Origin of the sequence: Nonomuraea sp. NPDC049421 (assembly GCF_040677005.1) — a bacterium.
Lineage (GTDB): Bacteria > Actinomycetota > Actinomycetes > Streptosporangiales > Streptosporangiaceae > Nonomuraea > Nonomuraea salmonea.
This window is the reverse complement of sequence record NZ_JBFAQA010000003.1, coordinates 362,642-377,613: the sequence shown is the minus strand read 5'-3', so window position 1 is coordinate 377,613 and position 14,972 is coordinate 362,642. Positions and strand designations below refer to the sequence as shown.

Annotated in this window: 10 protein-coding genes; 6 read left to right on the top strand and 4 right to left on the bottom strand. The window is 72.1% G+C overall.

Annotation, left to right across the window (positions count from 1 at the left end; all coding sequences use genetic code 11):
* The first annotated feature begins 6 nt into the window (after positions 1-6).
* Both AB0K18_RS07790 and AB0K18_RS07785 read left to right on the top strand, forming a co-directional pair.
* Complete coding sequence (locus AB0K18_RS07790; protein WP_364911374.1) at positions 7-822, top strand: enoyl-CoA hydratase/isomerase family protein; 816 nt, start codon at positions 7-9, stop codon at positions 820-822.
* Between the two features lie 392 nt (positions 823-1,214).
* Positions 1,215-3,107, top strand: coding sequence for an ABC transporter ATP-binding protein (locus tag AB0K18_RS07785; RefSeq protein ID WP_364911371.1), 1,893 nt, complete (start codon positions 1,215-1,217; stop codon positions 3,105-3,107).
* An 11-nt stretch (positions 3,108-3,118) separates the two neighbouring features.
* On the opposite strand, the gene AB0K18_RS07780 is transcribed toward AB0K18_RS07785, so the two are convergent.
* Entirely contained in the window at positions 3,119-4,003 is an 885-nt protein-coding gene (locus tag AB0K18_RS07780) for a sulfotransferase (protein ID WP_364911368.1), read from the bottom strand.
* Positions 4,004-4,033: 30 nt separating this feature from the next.
* Here AB0K18_RS07780 and AB0K18_RS07775 point away from each other — a divergent pair, with 30 nt between their 5' ends.
* From AB0K18_RS07775 to AB0K18_RS07765, 3 genes are read left to right on the top strand one after another with little or no spacing between them, the layout of a single operon-like run.
* Positions 4,034-4,771, top strand: coding sequence for a Sir2 family NAD-dependent protein deacetylase (locus AB0K18_RS07775; protein WP_364911365.1), 738 nt, complete (start codon positions 4,034-4,036; stop codon positions 4,769-4,771).
* Positions 4,758-5,723 (top strand): LD-carboxypeptidase, encoded by a 966-nt coding sequence (locus AB0K18_RS07770; protein WP_364911362.1) that lies wholly within the window; start codon positions 4,758-4,760, stop codon positions 5,721-5,723. The genes AB0K18_RS07775 and AB0K18_RS07770 overlap by 14 nt, the downstream gene beginning before the upstream one ends.
* Before the next feature lie 33 nt (positions 5,724-5,756).
* A complete protein-coding gene (locus tag AB0K18_RS07765) occupies positions 5,757-6,653 on the top strand; it encodes a hypothetical protein (RefSeq protein WP_364911359.1) in 897 nt (298 codons plus the stop codon).
* Positions 6,654-6,686: 33 nt separating this feature from the next.
* Here the strand turns inward: AB0K18_RS07765 and AB0K18_RS07760 are convergent, their stop codons facing one another.
* The 3 genes from AB0K18_RS07760 to AB0K18_RS07750 form a co-directional block, all read right to left on the bottom strand.
* Complete coding sequence (locus tag AB0K18_RS07760; protein WP_364911357.1) at positions 6,687-8,972, bottom strand: excinuclease ABC subunit UvrA; 2,286 nt, start codon at positions 8,970-8,972, stop codon at positions 6,687-6,689.
* 111 nt (positions 8,973-9,083) lie between these two features.
* Positions 9,084-10,247, bottom strand: coding sequence for a histidinol-phosphate transaminase (locus tag AB0K18_RS07755; protein ID WP_364911354.1), 1,164 nt, complete (start codon positions 10,245-10,247; stop codon positions 9,084-9,086).
* A gap of 86 nt (positions 10,248-10,333) precedes the next feature.
* Positions 10,334-11,506, bottom strand: a complete 1,173-nt coding sequence (locus AB0K18_RS07750) for a PP2C family protein-serine/threonine phosphatase (RefSeq protein WP_364911351.1) — start codon at positions 11,504-11,506, stop codon at positions 10,334-10,336.
* A gap of 482 nt (positions 11,507-11,988) precedes the next feature.
* Between AB0K18_RS07750 and AB0K18_RS07745 the strand changes: the two genes are divergently transcribed.
* Positions 11,989-14,958, top strand: a complete 2,970-nt coding sequence (locus AB0K18_RS07745; RefSeq protein ID WP_364911348.1) for a lantibiotic dehydratase — start codon at positions 11,989-11,991, stop codon at positions 14,956-14,958.
* Positions 14,959-14,972: the final 14 nt, after the last annotated feature.

The window sequence follows — 14,972 nt, the reverse complement described above, 5'->3', positions numbered from 1 at the left end:
CGGGCGATGGCGGAAGCGCAGGCGCGACAGCGCGGGGGGAATGCGGATGACGGCTCCGCTGCGGCGGATGACGGAGTCCGCTACGAGGTGGACGGTGAGATAGCGACGATCACGCTGGCCCGGCCGGACAAGCGCAACGCACAGACGTTCGCGACATGGTCGGCACTGGCTCGCATCGGCGAGAGCCTGCCCGAGCAGGTGCGCGTCGTCGTCGTGAAAGGTGAGGGACCGTCCTTCTCGGCAGGCATCGACCTGCGAATGTTCACACCTGAGGGGGTTCCCGGACAGGGCTCGTTCAGTACGGCGGCCAAGATCGGCGACGCCGGCTTCGAGCAGCGCATCAGGCAGGCCCAAGCGGGGTTCCTGTGGTTGCGCCGCCCGGAGATCGTCTCCATCGCGGCGGTGCAGGGGCACGCGATCGGCGCGGGGTTCCAGCTCGCGCTCTCCTGCGACCTCCGGATCGTGGCCGAGGATGTCGCGTTCTGCATGAAAGAGTCCGCACTGGGACTGGTGCCCGACCTGACCGGGACGAAGCCCCTGGTCGACCTGGTCGGCCTGGCCAAGGCCATCGACATCTGCCTGACCGCCAGGACCGTGCACGCCGACGAGGCCATGCGCATCGGGCTCGCGGAGCAAGTGGTCGCCCGTGGCGACCTGGAGCAAGCGGTACAGGACAAGATCGCCCAGCTGCTGTCCACCAACAGGGACGCCGCCGCGGCGACGAAAAGGCTCCTCCAGGGCGCGAGCCACCGCACCCTGGAGGAGCAGAGTGTGGCCGAGGGCATCGAACAGGCCGCACGCATCAAGGCGCTCTTCGGCTGAAGCAGGCTCGGGAGCCGGACCCGCGATCGGGGTGGGGTCCGGCTGAGTCGGGGATCAGTGCCGGCTGAGCCGGAGATCAGGGTCGTCCCGCTGACGTGCGCCGCTCGGCGGGACGACGGCGCCCCGGCGCGCTCTGAGCCGTTGTGAGGCGTTCTGAGGAGGCGGGGTGGCTGATGGGTCCGGCGAGGCCGTCACGGGCGCTCAGCGGCACGCAGAGCGGCGATCAGCCCCGGTTCACGGCGACCCGTCCGGGTTTGGAACCGTCGAAAGGGTCGGGCGGAGGCCCGGGTTTCGGGGGTGGCTTTCGGGGGCTGGTTTCGCGGTGAGCTGAGCGGGGAATCTCCGGGCGCCGCCGGAGCGCTGTCTCCGGCGACGGAGGAGGGATCTGCCGGATGGCGATGATGGGTGGCGGCTTCGGGCCCCAGGTGTGGGCGTCCTTGCGGCGCGACGGCTCGGTCACCAAGCAGCGGCTGCGTCCCGGCATCGCGCGGCGCATCGCCGGCTACGCCCGCCCCTACACCCGGCAGATCGTCGCGTTCCTGCTGCTCGTCGTGGCCGGCGCGGTCATCGTGGTGGCCAATCCGCTGCTGATGAAGGCGATCATCGACGACGGCATCCTCGTCCAGCGCACCGGCGTGGTCATCTGGCTGGCGGTGGCGATCGCCGCGCTCGCGCTCGTCGACGCCGGGCTGACGCTGGTGCAGCGGTGGTTCTCCGCCCGCATCGGCGAGGGCCTCATCTACGACCTGCGCACCGAGGTGTTCGACCACGTGCAGCGCATGCCGGTGGCGTTCTTCATGCGCGCCCAGACCGGCGCGCTGGTCAGCCGGCTCAACACCGACGTGATCGGTGCTCAGCGCGCGCTGACCAGCACCCTGTCCTCGGTCGTCGCCAACGTGGTCAGCCTGATCCTGGTGCTGGGCGCGATGCTGGCGCTGTCGTGGCAGGTGACGCTGGTCGCGCTGGTGCTGCTGCCGATCTTCATCGTGCCCGCGAAATACGTCGGCCGCCGCATGTCGGCGCTGACCCGCGAGCAGATGCAGCTCGACGCCGAGATGAGCTCGGTCACCACCGAGCGCTTCAACGTGGCAGGCGCCACGGTCGCCAAGCTCTACGGCCGCCCCGAGGACGACGCCGCCATGTTCGGCGGCAGGGCCGCCAGGGTGCGCGACGTGGGCGTCACCGTCGCCATGTACGGCACGGTCTTCCGCGTCGCGCTCGGCCTCATCGCCGCCCTCGCCACGGCCCTGGTCTACGGCATCGGCGGCGTGCTGTCCGTCTCCGGCGCGTTCGAGCTCGGCACGCTGGTGGCGCTGGCCGCGCTGCTGATGCGCCTCTACGGCCCGCTGACCTCGCTGTCCAACGTGCACGTCGACGTGATGACCGCGCTGGTCAGCTTCGACCGCGTCTTCGAGATCCTCGACCTCAAGCCCATGGTGGCCGAGCGGCCCGGAGCCGTGCCGGTGCCGGGCGGGCCGGTCACCATCGAGTTCGACGACGTGCACTTCCGCTACCCGGCCGCCGAGGACGTCTCGCTGGCCTCGCTGGAGTCGGTGGCCGGGCAGGACACCGGGCCCTCGCACCCGGTGCTCAAGGGCGTGTCGTTCACCGCCGAGCCCGGGCGGCTCATCGCGCTCGTCGGGCCGAGCGGGGCGGGCAAGACCACGATCACCTCGCTGGTGTCGCGGCTCTACGACGTCGACGAGGGCGCCGTACGCGTCAACGGCCTCGACGTACGCGACGCCACGCTCGCCTCGCTGCGCGACACCGTGGGTGTGGTGATGCAGGACCCCCACCTCTTCCACGACACGATCGGGGCCAACCTGCGCTACGCCAAGCCCGAGGCGAGCGAGGCGGAGATGTGGGAGGCGCTGCGGGCGGCCCAGATCGCCGACCTGGTCACCGGCCTGCCCGACGGGCTGGAGACCGTGGTGGGCGATCGCGGCTACCGGCTGTCGGGCGGCGAGAAGCAGCGGCTCGCGCTGGCCAGGCTGCTGCTCAAGGCGCCGCGCGTGGTCGTGCTCGACGAGGCCACCGCGCACCTCGACTCCGAGTCGGAGGCGGCGGTGCAGGTGGCGCTGAAGACCGCGCTCGAAGGCCGCACCTCGCTGGTGATCGCGCACCGGCTGTCCACGATCAGGGAGGCCGACAAGATCCTCGTCGTCCAGGACGGCCGCATCGCCGAGCGGGGCAGGCACGAGGCGCTGCTGGCCCGCGGCGGCCTCTACGCCGAGCTCTACCGCACCCAGTTCAGCAGTTCCTCCGACAGCAACCCGGCCGCCTGACGCTTCTGGGGTCAGGCGGGCAGGTAGCCGAGGCGGGTGAGTTCCTTGGCGGCGACCTTTTCCACCAGCTCCAGGTCGTCGCGGGCCAGGGCGGTGCGCCAGGCGCCGACCTTCGGGACGGCGGGGTCGTACATGACGACCTTGGACACGCGCGTCTCCAGGAACTCCGCGAGCGTCGCGACCGCCTGCCGCGGCCTGCCGACCAGCTCCTCGTAGCGCAGCGTCAGCAGTTGCGTCTCGGGCAGGGTGCGGCGCAGCTCGGCGCTGACCCGGACGGCGCCGCGCCAGCGCAGCGCGCTCTTGCCCGCCGCCGGCATGGCCTTCCAGCGCTCCAGGTGCTCCTCCTTGGCGACGCCGAGGAACGCGCTGGGGAACTCGGTCCGCTCGGCCAGCATGGCCGGCTTGAACCAGGCCAGGCACGCGGGGTCGGCCAGCATGCCGGCGACGGCGTCCCTGCCGTCGCGGATGAGCTGCACGAACCGGGCGTCGGGGAACGCCCGCAGCAGCACGGGAGCGCTGTAGAGCAGGTCGGGGCTGCCGTCGCCGAAGCGGGTGACGTCGGCGGCGCTGACGCACGGGCCCGCGCCGGTGACGCCGCCCGCGTCCCTGCACGGCTCGGCGCACTCGCCGCACGAGCGCGGCAGCACCTGCCACGACTCGGCGAGCGCGTCGCGCAGCACGCGGACGGAGCCGGGCGTCGCGGCGAGCGACGGCTTACGGGCGAAGGCGTAGACCACGTGCGCCACGCTCGCGCGGCCCATCGTCACGTGGAAGCCGGGGGACCGTTTGAGGGCGCGGGCGAGCAGGTCTGCACCGGAATGCGGCGCTCCGAGCAGGAAGACCGGCCGGCGGACCTTGATGCCGTTGACCACGAGGATGTGGGGCGGAAGTCGCATACAGCAGCCAAGTGTGACACCGTTTGCCAGGTGAACGCGCCATCCTCAGTGTCGGTCCTCACCGGAGCGGGTGTGTCCACCGATTCCGGCATCCCCGACTTCCGGGGGCCGCAGGGCGTGTGGACGAAGAACCCGCGCGCCGAGGCCGACGCGACGATCGACCGCTACCTCGCCGATCCCGAGGTCAGGCGGGCGAGCTGGCGTTCCAGGCGCGATTCGCCGGCCTGGCGGGCGCAGCCGAACGCCGCCCACCAGGCGCTGGTCGAGCTCGAGCACGCCGGGCTGCTGCGCGCGCTCATCACCCAGAACATCGACGAGCTGCACCAGCGCGCAGGGTCGTCGCCGGAGAAGGTCATCGAGCTGCACGGCACCATGCGCCGCGCCGAGTGCCTCTCCTGCGACCTGATCACGCCGATGGAAGAAGTACTGGCCAGGGTGGACGCGGGCGAGGACGACCCGCCGTGCCCCCGCTGCGGCGGCGTCCAGAAGGCGAACACGATCTCGTTCGGGCAGTCGCTCAAGGCGGAGGTGCTGGGCGCGGCGCTCGGCGCGGCCCGTACATGCGAGCTGTTCCTCGCGGTCGGCACGTCGCTGACCGTGCACCCGGCCGCCGGGCTGTGCGGCGAGGCGCTCGACGCGGGCGCCCGGCTGGTGATCGTGAACGCCGAGCCGACCCCCTACGACCCCTTCGCCGACCGGGTCATCAACGAGCCGATCGGCCACGCACTACCCGCGCTCGTCAAGGAGTTGATCGATGCGGCAAGGTGACACCGTCGCCATCGTCTCGCCGTCAGGACCGCCGAACCCGGAGCTGCTGCGCCGCGGCGTCGAGCGGCTGGAGGGCCTCGGCCTGAAGGTCGTGGTCGGGGCGCACGCGCTCGACCGGCAGGACCTCGACTACCTGGCAGGCGCCGACGCCGCCAGGGCGGCCGACCTGCAGGAAGCCTGGTGCGACCCGGCCGTCTCGGCGGTCTTCTGCTGCCGCGGCGGCTACGGCGCCGGCCGGCTGCTGGAGCTCCTCGACTGGGAGGCGATGCGCGCGGCAGGGCGCGCGGCAGGGCGGGCGGCAGGGCGGGCGGCAGGGCGGGCGGCAGGGCGGGCGGCAGGGCGGAAGACGCTGCTCGGGTCGAGCGACATCACGGCGCTGCACAATGCGTTCGCGATCGAGCTGGATGTGCCGACGCTGCACGGGCCGATGATCGCCTGCGACGTGATCGCCGGTGACGACGCCGGGCCCGAGCCGCTGACCTGGGAGAGCCTGCGCGAGGCGCTGTTCGGGCCGGACGAAGAGGTGACCCCGGTCGCCGGTGACCGGGTGCTGGCGCCCGGCCGCGCGGAGGGCGTGGTGCGCGGCGGTAACCTGTCGTTGCTCGCCTCGATGTGCGGCACCCGGTGGCAGCCGTCCTTCGCCGACGGCATCGCGTTCCTCGAGGACGTCGGGGAGGAGCCGTACCGCATCGACCGCATGCTCACGCAGCTGCTGCAGGCGGGCGCGTTCGACGGCGTGCGGGGCATCGCGCTCGGCTCGTGGGTGGGCTGCGGCGACCCCTACCCGGTGCTCGAAGACCGGCTGCGCCCGCTGGGGGTGCCCATCGTCGCCGGGTTGCCGGTGGGACATGGGACACCCCAGATGAGTGTGTGGTTTGGGGCACTTGGTGTTATCGATACCGAATCGTGCTCCCTGACTGGCTCGTGGGGAATCGGAGAGCAGGCAAGGTAGAGGGACGAATCCGACAGAAAGGGACACAGCGGCGTGAATTGGTACGAGCGTGACCGCGAGGCCCCGCGCCGTCCGGTCGAGGACGTCGATCTCGACTCGCTGCTGGCCCTTGTCGCGGAGTCCCTCGGATACTCCTTCGCCTTCTCCGGCGACGGCTCGCTCCTCACCCTCAGGCGTGCCGAGCAGCCCGCTCCCGAGCAGCCCACCCCCGAGCTGGTCGTCAAGCTGACCGGGCTGCGCCGCGAGGCCGCGCGCCGGGCCAGGGAGGACTGGCCGGTGCTGGTCTCCGAGCACCTGGCGCACGCCGTCGCCACCGCCGACGAGCGCGTGGACGTGTCCGACCTGGAGCAGGCCGGGCCGCTGCTGCGGATCAGGGTCGAGTCGGTGGACGCGGTGCCCGACCTGACCCGCGTCGTCGGCCGCCACCTCAACGCCGACCTGGTCGAGCTGCTCACCGTGGGCGCGCGGCTGGTCAGGCCGGAGGAGTCGGGCTGCTGGCCGGTCTCCGGCGGGCAGGCGCTCGACCGGGCGGTGGCCAACGTGCGCAGGCACGGCTCGCTGACGTCCGAGAACATCGCGCTGTCCGGCACCCCGATCATCCGGCTGACCGCCGAGAGCCCGTCGGCCGCCACCCACCTGCGCTGGCTGGACGAGCACCTGACCGTGCCCGCCGACGGTGTGCTCGTGGTGCTGCCCGACCCGTACACGCTGCTCGTGCACCCCGTGGACGGCATCGGCGTGGTACGCGCGCTCGAACGGCTGCGCGTGCACGCCGTCCGCACCGACGGGCTCAGCCCGCAGGTCTACTGGTGGCACGACGGGCAGCTGACGCTGATCAGGGCCGACATCGTCGCCCAGGACGGGCAGACCAGGCTGGTCGTGGCGCCGCCGCCCGAGTTCGCGCGCGTGCTGGCCCGGCTCGCGGTCTGACTCGCGGTCTCAGACCGCGCGCCGGGCTGACGCTCAGCTCATGCCGACGTAGTCCCGCAGGTGGACGGCCGTGAGCGAGGTGCCGGTGGCGACCAGCTCGCCCGGCGTACCGGCGAAGACCACCTGACCGCCGTCGTGACCTGCCCCGGGCCCGAGGTCCACGATCCAGTCGGCGTGCGCCATGACCGCCTGGTGGTGCTCGATCACGATGACCGAGTTGCCGTCGTCCACCAGCCGGTCGAGCAGCGACAGCAGCTGGTCGACGTCGGCCAGGTGCAGGCCGGTGGTGGGCTCGTCCAGCACGTACGTGGTGCCGTTCCTGGCCATGTTGATGGCCAGCTTGAGCCGCTGCCGCTCGCCGCCCGACAGCGTCGTGAGCGGCTGCCCCAGCCCGAGGTAGCCGAGCCCGACGGCCACCAGCCGGTCGAGGATGACGCCCGCCTGCCCCTTCGGGAAGAACTCCCTGGCCTCGGCGACCGGCATCTCCAGCACCTCGCTGATGTTCTTGCCGTGCAGCCGGTACGTCAGCACCTCCGGCGTGAACCGCCGCCCCTCGCACTGCTCGCACACCGAGGCCACCCCGGCCATCATCGCGAGGTCGGTGTAGATGAGGCCGATGCCCTTGCAGGCCGGGCAGGCGCCCTCGGAGTTGGCGCTGAACAGGCCCGGCTTGACCCCGTTGGCCTTGGCGAACGCCGCCCTGATCGGGTCGAGCACGCCGGTGTAGGTGGCCGGGTTGCTCCGGCGTGAGCCGCGGATCTGCGACTGGTCGGCCACCACCACGCCGTCGCGGCCCGCGACGTAGCCGTGGATGAGCGAGCTCTTGCCCGATCCGGCGACGCCGGTGACCACGGTGAGCACGCCGAGCGGGAGGTCCACGCTCACGTCGCGCAGATTGTGCAGGGTGGCGTTCCTGATCGGCAGCTGCCCCGTGGGCTTGCGCACCTCCTCGCGCAGGCCCACCCGGTGGTCGAGGTAGCGGCCGGTGAGCGTGCCCGAGGCGCGCAGGCCCGCGAGGTCGCCCTGGTAGCAGATCTCGCCGCCGGCGGTGCCCGCCCCCGGGCCGAGGTCCACCACGTGGTCGGCGATCGCGATCAGCTCGGGCTTGTGCTCGACGACGAGCACCGTGTTGCCCTTGTCGCGCAGCTGCAGCAGCAGGCTGTTCATGCGCTGGATGTCGTGCGGGTGCAGCCCGGCGGTCGGCTCGTCGAAGACGTACGTGACGTCGGTGAGGCTGGAGTTGAGGTGCCGCACCATCTTGACCCGCTGGGCCTCGCCGCCCGAGAGCGTGGCGGACTCGCGGTCGAGGCTGAGGTAGCCGAGCCCGATGCCGACCAGGGAGTCGAGCGTGGACAGCAGCCCTTCGAGCACCGGCCCGACCGAGGGGTCGCCGATGCCGCGGACGAACGCCGCCAGGTCGTCGATCTGCATGGCCGACAGATCGGTGATGCCGCTGCCCTGGACGCGGGCCGAACGGGCGGCCTCGTTGAGGCGGGTGCCGCCGCACGAGGGGCAGGTCGCGGACTTGATCGCCCGGTCGGCGAACGCGCGCGCCGCCGTCTGCATCGACTCGCGGTCCTTGCCGAGGTACGACTTGCGCACCTTCAGCACCAGGCCCTCGTAGGTGAAGTTGTTGGTGCCGTACTTCAGCTTGCTCGCCGGCTTGTACAGCAGGTCCTGCCACTGCTGTTCGGTGAAGTCCTTCAGCTTCGTGCCAGGGTCGAACAGCCCTGAGCCGGCCACGACCTGCCACTGCCAGCTCCCGACCGGGAAGCCGGGGATCTTGATGGCGCCGTCGTCGAGCGACAGCTCACGGTCGACCAGCTCGTCCACGTCGATCTCGGACGCCTTGCCGAGGCCCTCGCACTCGGGGCACATGCCCTCGGCCCGGTTGAAGCTGAAGGCGTAGGCGGGGCCGACGTACGGGCTGCCGATGCGGCTGAAGAGGATGCGCAGCATGGTGTGGGCGTCGGTGACGGTGCCCACGGTGGAGCGCGGGTTGGCCCCCATGCGCTCCTGGTCGACGATGATCGCCGCGCTGAGGTTGTGCAGCGCGTCGATGTCGGGCCGGCCGAGGCTCGGCATGAACGACTGGATGAACGCGGTGTACGTCTCGTCGATCAGCCGGCGGGACTCCGCGGCGATCGTGTCGAAGACGAGCGAGGACTTCCCTGAACCGGACACGCCGGTGAACACGGTGAGCCGCCGCTTGGGGACGTCGAGGGAGACGCCCTTGAGGTTGTTCTCCCTGGCGCCGCGGACCTGGATGTGGTCGTGACTGTCCGCCGCCTTGTGGTCGGTGCTTGCCTCGGGGAGCACGGGATCCTTTCGTCATCGGCCGATTGTTTATGCTGTAAGGAAATTCGGCCGAGACAGCTTACACCGGCCCGCGCGTGCTTCCGTACGGGCCGGTTCCGGCGGGATCCAGCGCTACGCCGAGAGCGGGTTGACGTGGCGGTGGTGCACCCCGATCACCGGGATCTCGTGCAGGCTGCCCGAGTACAGGAACTGCGTCATGCCGATGAGCAGCCGGCGCACGTCCTCCTGCGGGCGCACGACCAGGCGCAGGAACTGGCTCGTGGTGCCCAGCTTGTTGCCGCACTCGCGGACGTACACGCCGTGCTCGGTCAGCAGGTGGTCGCGCAGCGGCACCCCGTCGTGCCCCGGCGGCAGCTTGACCAGCAGGAAGTTGCCCTGCGAGGCGTACACCGACAGCCCCGGCATGGTGCTGAGCTGCTGGAACATCGCCCGCCTGTCGTTGCCCAGCCGCCTGAGGCTGTCCTGGTACTCGTTCATGAACTCCCGCATCATGAACACCACGACCTCGGCGAAGGAGTTCAGGTTCCACTTGGGCAGGGCGTCGCGCACCCGGCCGGCCAGCGCCGGGTTGGCCACCATGTAGCCGAAGCGGATGCCGTGCAGGCCGAAGTTCTTGCCCAGGCTGCGCAGCACGATGACGTTCGGCCGCACCGCCGCCTCCGCCGCCAGCCCCGGGTACGGCTCGGCGTCCACGAACTCGCCGAACGACTCGTCCACGATCAGCAGGTCGAGGTCGATGAGCTGGTCGAGCAGGTACAGGACCTGATGCTTGGGCAGGTAGCCCCCGTCGGGGTTGTTCGGGTTGCAGATCACCGCCACCCGCGAGCCGCGCATCCGGATGAACGACACGAAGTCGTCCACGTCGAGCGCGAAGTTGCGGCTCTCCTGCAACGGGTACATGTCCACCCGCTTGCCGGTCTCCAGCGGCTGGTCGGTCCAGCGGCCGAAGGTGGGGATGGGCACCGCCAGGCTCTCGCGGACCAGCAGGTGGTCGATCCAGGTGATCAGCTCCGTGGAGCCGTTGCCCATCGCGACCGTCTTGGGGTGCAGGCCGAGCGTGGCGCACAGCTCCTCGGTGATCGTCCCGGCGTCGCTGGGATAGAACTTCAGGATCGTCTCCAGGTTCCTCCCGAGGTGCTCGAATATGTCCGGCGTGGGGAAGTACGGATTGCAGGGGATGCAGAAGTCCACCGGGGCGCGCTCTCCCGCCGAGCTGCGCATGAGTGAGAAGTACGACGGGCTGTGCGCTTGGGCCCGCAAGAGACTGAGCTCCACGACACCTCCATGGACCACGTGTCCGATGTGTGGAGGTACGCGCCGATCCGGGACACGGTTCAGGGGGTTTCCCGATGTGATCTTCTTCACGGCGGGATCGACGGCGGGCCCATCCGGCGCAGCGTCAGGACGGCCACGTCGTCGCGGACGTCGCCGCCCGTGAACTCCTGCAGGTCGGCGCCCAGCGCGCGGCCGAGCGGCGCGGGCGGGTCCGGCGCCCACGCGCGCAGCCGCTCCTCCAGCGGATAGAACGCGCCGCGCGGGTCGCGTGCCTCGGTCACCCCGTCGGTGCACAGCAGCAGCGTCGCGCCCAGCGGGAAGGCGAAGCGCATGCCGCGGCGGGGGGTCGCCGTCAGCGACGCGAGCCCGAGCGGCAGGGCGGGCTCGCCCAGGTCCACCTGGTACGCCTCGCCGTCGTGCAGCACGAAAGGGGCGATGTGGCCGCAGTTGATCGCCTCCACCTCGGTGTCGCCGGCGATGTCCAGCACGAGGGCCGTGACCAGCCGCTCGGGCTCGCCGGTCATGGCGGCGAACACGTTCTGCCGCACCACCGTGGTCTCCAGGGCGGCCACGACGCCGGTCAGCGTGTCCTCGCGGTAGGCGGCCTCCCTGAACGAGCCCAGCACGGCCAGCGCCGTGCCGATCGCGGGCAGGCCCTTGCCCTGGACGTCGGCGATCAGCACCCGGGTGCCGTGGCGGGACACGGCGACGTCGTACACGTCGCCGCCGACCAGGGCGTCCTCCTCGATCGGGTGGTAGAGGCCGTCCACGGCGACCTCGGCCGTGCGCAGGGGCAGCGGGCGCACGATGAGCCGCTGCAGCGCCGAGGCCGCCGACCGCAGCCGGTGCACCTCCTCCTCACGGCGTACGCGGTAACGGCAGCCGAGCACGCTCACCACGCCGAAGATCGTGGTGAACCCGGCCGCGAGCAACAGGTCGTCGAGCTGCGCGCCCAGGTAGGCGCCGGTGCCGACCTCCACCAGCACCACCCAGACGGAGGCGGCGATCGTCTGCTTCACGTCGCCGAGGCCCGACACGATGGCCGGCAGGAAGATCAGCAGCGGGTACAGCCTGATGGCGGTGCCGGTGGTCAGGTCCAGTGCGATCACCACGGCGGTGACGAGGAACAGCCCCGCCAGGAACAGCGGCGTCCACAGATAACGCCCCCCGCCCGGCACCTGGCTCGCCCTGCTGCCGCGCCCGCCGCCGATCGGCCTCCCGCGCCTGCGCCGCGCCTGTCCCGTCACTGTCTCCCGCACCCCCCATGTCACCTTCTATCAGGCGGTTTCGCCTGCCCGGCACACGGCGCGCGTCCTTGACCCCACCTTGCCTCGCGCGGGTAAATGAGAGTTATTCGCACGGGTGCATTCACGCGTTTATCCGACCGGCCGCGAACGTTGTTCCGCGCCGCTCGCCCGCGTTTTCAATGGCGGGAAAACGACGGCCTGACAAGGCCGTCCCTAATGCTTTTCCGGTCGTTTCAGGTGGTGGATGTGTGTGGATCGTTGACTCTGTGTGCGGGAAGGATAGGCCCAGTGGCTACGGAAAGTAAACAGTCGCGTCCTGTTTGGAGTGGTTTGCTGGCATTGTTGGGTGTTTTTGATGTGGGGGCGAGAGGGCGTCGCTGATTCTCATTTTCTTTTCCTGGCCAAATGCATTGACAGAAATAAATGATCTTGTAAGCATCTGAGTTGAGACGCGGTGCGGCGGTGAATTCATGTCAGGAAAGGGAGCGGTCCATATGGACATCGAGCACGACTGGACCCTGCTGCCGGCCGTGGTCGTCCGCAGCGCCGGATTTCCGTGGGAGCTGGTGCTGTCACTCGCCTACCTCAGGGCGGCTGAGGCGGCCGCGGTCGTCGTACAACTGGAGCGCAAGGCACTCGACCTGCTCGCCGACGCTCCCGCCCACGCGACAGGCTTCCGCCCGGCCGGCGCATCTGACAGGCGGGCGGGCACAGGCACGGGTACGGGTACGGGTACGGGCACGGGTCCAGGAGCGGGGGCGGAGACGGGGCGGACGTCGCGCGGGCTGCGGGGGCGCCTGCGCGACCTGCGGCCGTTGCCGTCCGGGGCCGTCGTCCCCGGCGGCGCCGGCGCGGGCAACTGGGTGCTGGCCTGGAACGAGGTCACCGGCATGCTGGAGCGCGCCAAGCTCACGCTCACCGCGCTCGTCGGCGGTGACGCCGCCCTCACCAGGGCCGCCGTGTCCCGGCTCACCGCCGACGAACGCTTCCTCGACGCGCTCGTCTGCTCCGCGCCCGCCCTCTACCGCGACCTGCGCCACGGCGCCAAGGGCGGCAGGACCCGCCGGGAGCTGGCCGCCCACCTGCAGCGGCTGACCACCTCGTGCGAGACGGACGGCTGTTACGGCCCGCTCAACTACGGCGCCGTCCGGCCCGGCCCCTCCGGTCACACCTGGAAGGGGCACCGGGTCCACCGGCAGCGGGTGGCGTACCCGGCCGGGCGGGTGAACGAGGCGCTCCAGCAGCGCATCCTCGCCGACCCCGCGCTGGTGCCCGGCCTGGTGCCGCGCCGCAGGACCCTGGTGGGCGAGGTACGCGAGGGGGCCGCCTTCACCGGCCACTGCGACGGCACCCGTACGCTCGCCCAGATCGCCGCCGAGACGGGCACCGGCATGGAACGCGCGGTCGCGGCGCTCACCGTGGCGGTCCGCCGCGGCCTGCTCACCCACGACCTGTGCCCGCCCGCCGGCGTCGCCGACCCCTTCGCCTGGCTCCGCGACCGCCTCACCACCCGGGGCATCCCCCTCACCGAGGGCGACGGTCCCACCCATGGGCCGCCCACGGCTGACGGCGACACCGCACAGCGCAGGGAGCGGGTGCAGCCGCCGGCGCCCTGTGAGTGCGGGCTGACGCCGCACCCCGCCCACCCGGGCTCCCCTCCTCCCGGCGCGCACCCCGGCTCCCTTCCTCCCGCCGCCGCAGCGCGACGAGCCTCCAGCGGCAGCGAGAGCCTCACCGGGCACGGGGGTGCCGGTGAAGCCGCGGGCGGTCCCGCAGCCGGTCCCGCGGGCGGTCCTGGGGGCGGTCCCGAGAGCGGCCCCGCAGCGGGTCCCGAGAGTGGGTCCGCTGCCACGCCCGGCGTCAGGCCCGGGCCCGGCGCCGGGATCCGGGGCGGGGCGGGAGAGGGAGGCTTCGGGGGGAGGCCGGTGGGGGAGGCCGGGGGTGGAGCGTCGGGAGCGCCCAGGCGGGGGTTCGTGGCCCCCGCGGGCGTGCCCGTGCAGCGCGGGCTGAGGGGCGCCGGCCAGGCGTCCGGGTCCGAGCTGCCGGTGGGGCGGCGGGTCGGGGAGATCAGCGAGTTGCTCGCGCAATATCCCGCCGCCTCACCCGACGTGAAGCTCGCCGTGCAGCGCAGGATCGAGGCGCTGGCCGGCGTCGGCGGGCACCGCGACGACCGGGTGACGGTGCACGAGGCCGCCGCCGGCACGCTGCGGGTCGGCGTCGGCGACGCGCTGGCCGCCGACCTGCGGGAGCGGGTGCCGAGGGTGCTCGACCTGCTGGCCGAGGAGGCCGAGCTGACCCGGCTGCGCACCAACCGGCTGCTGGCCGGGCGGCTCGGGCCCGGCACGTACGCGCTGTCCGACGCCCTGCGCATGACCGGCGACCTGGAGATCGACCACGGCGACCGGCTGAGCGCCCGCATCGCGGAGCTGGTCCGCGCCGCGAAGCCGGGCACCGCCGAGCTGAACCTCGCGGGGTTGCTCGACGAGCCCGCCCCGCCGGCCGCGCCCGTGCTGTGCTCGGCGGACGTGATGGTGGCCGCGCCGTCGCTGGAGGCGTACGAGCCCGGCGTCACCCCGCTGGTGCTCACCGCCCTGCACGACGGGGTGCTGCTCACGCCGTGGGCGCTGCAGTTCCACGACGACGAGGCCGCCTGCCTGACCGAGCGCGACGCGCAGGTGCGGCGGGCGCTGTCGGGGTTCACGGTGCTGAACGTCGTCTCCCGCCCCGAGCACGGCGTGCCCAGGCCGGAGCTGCCGGGACCCGTGCTGGAGCTCGGCGGCGCGACCGCGGGCGAGGACCGGCGCAGGATCGGCCTCGACGAGCTGTACGTGCACAGCGACGGCCACCGCGCCGTGCTGCACGCCAAGGGGTTCGAGGAGCCGCTGCTGTTCCACGACGGCGAGCACGACACGGCGCTGCACACGGCGCTCGCCCTGCCCAGGATCCGGCTGCCGAGGCTCGGCGACCTGCCCCGCATGCCCCGGCTGACCTGGGACAACGTGGTCCTGGCCGGGCGGCGCTGGCATGTCGGCGGCGCCGCGTTCGAGGGGTTCGGGCAGGCGGGCGGCGACGGTGACCTGCTGGTGGCGATGGCCCGGCTGCGGGAGGCGTACGAGCTGCCCGTCGTGTTCTTCGCCGCCACCGCCCGTGAGCGCGTCTACGTCGACACCCGCTCGCCCGCCCTCCTCGAAGGGCTCGCCCGCCTGGCCGCGGGCGGCGACGGCGTCACGGTGAGCGAGGTGCTGCCGGGCCCCGAGGGGTGCTGGCTGCGCGACGGCGAGCACCGGTTCGCGGCCGAGCTGCGCTGCGTCTACCTGCGCCCGGCCGGGGGAGAGCGCCGCCCCTCCGGTACGAGCGCCCGCCGCGCGCCCGCACCGGCCCCGAAGCCGGTCAAGCGCCGGTTCGGCAGGCTGGCCGCGCACCCCTACCCCTGGCCCGGCGAGACCACCCGCCAGAGCCGCTGAGCCCCGCGCCCGGG

Bases quoted from the DNA above. Each gene is read 5' to 3' on its own strand.
- AB0K18_RS07790 (WP_364911374.1), top strand. From the start codon at position 7: ATGGCGGAAGCGCAGGCGCGACAGCGCGGGGGGAATGCGGATGACGGC.
- AB0K18_RS07785 (WP_364911371.1), top strand. From the start codon at position 1,215: ATGGCGATGATGGGTGGCGGCTTCGGGCCCCAGGTGTGGGCGTCCTTG.
- AB0K18_RS07780 (WP_364911368.1), bottom strand. From the start codon at position 4,003: ATGCGACTTCCGCCCCACATCCTCGTGGTCAACGGCATCAAGGTCCGC.
- AB0K18_RS07770 (WP_364911362.1), top strand. From the start codon at position 4,758: ATGCGGCAAGGTGACACCGTCGCCATCGTCTCGCCGTCAGGACCGCCG.
- AB0K18_RS07745 (WP_364911348.1), top strand. From the start codon at position 11,989: ATGGACATCGAGCACGACTGGACCCTGCTGCCGGCCGTGGTCGTCCGC.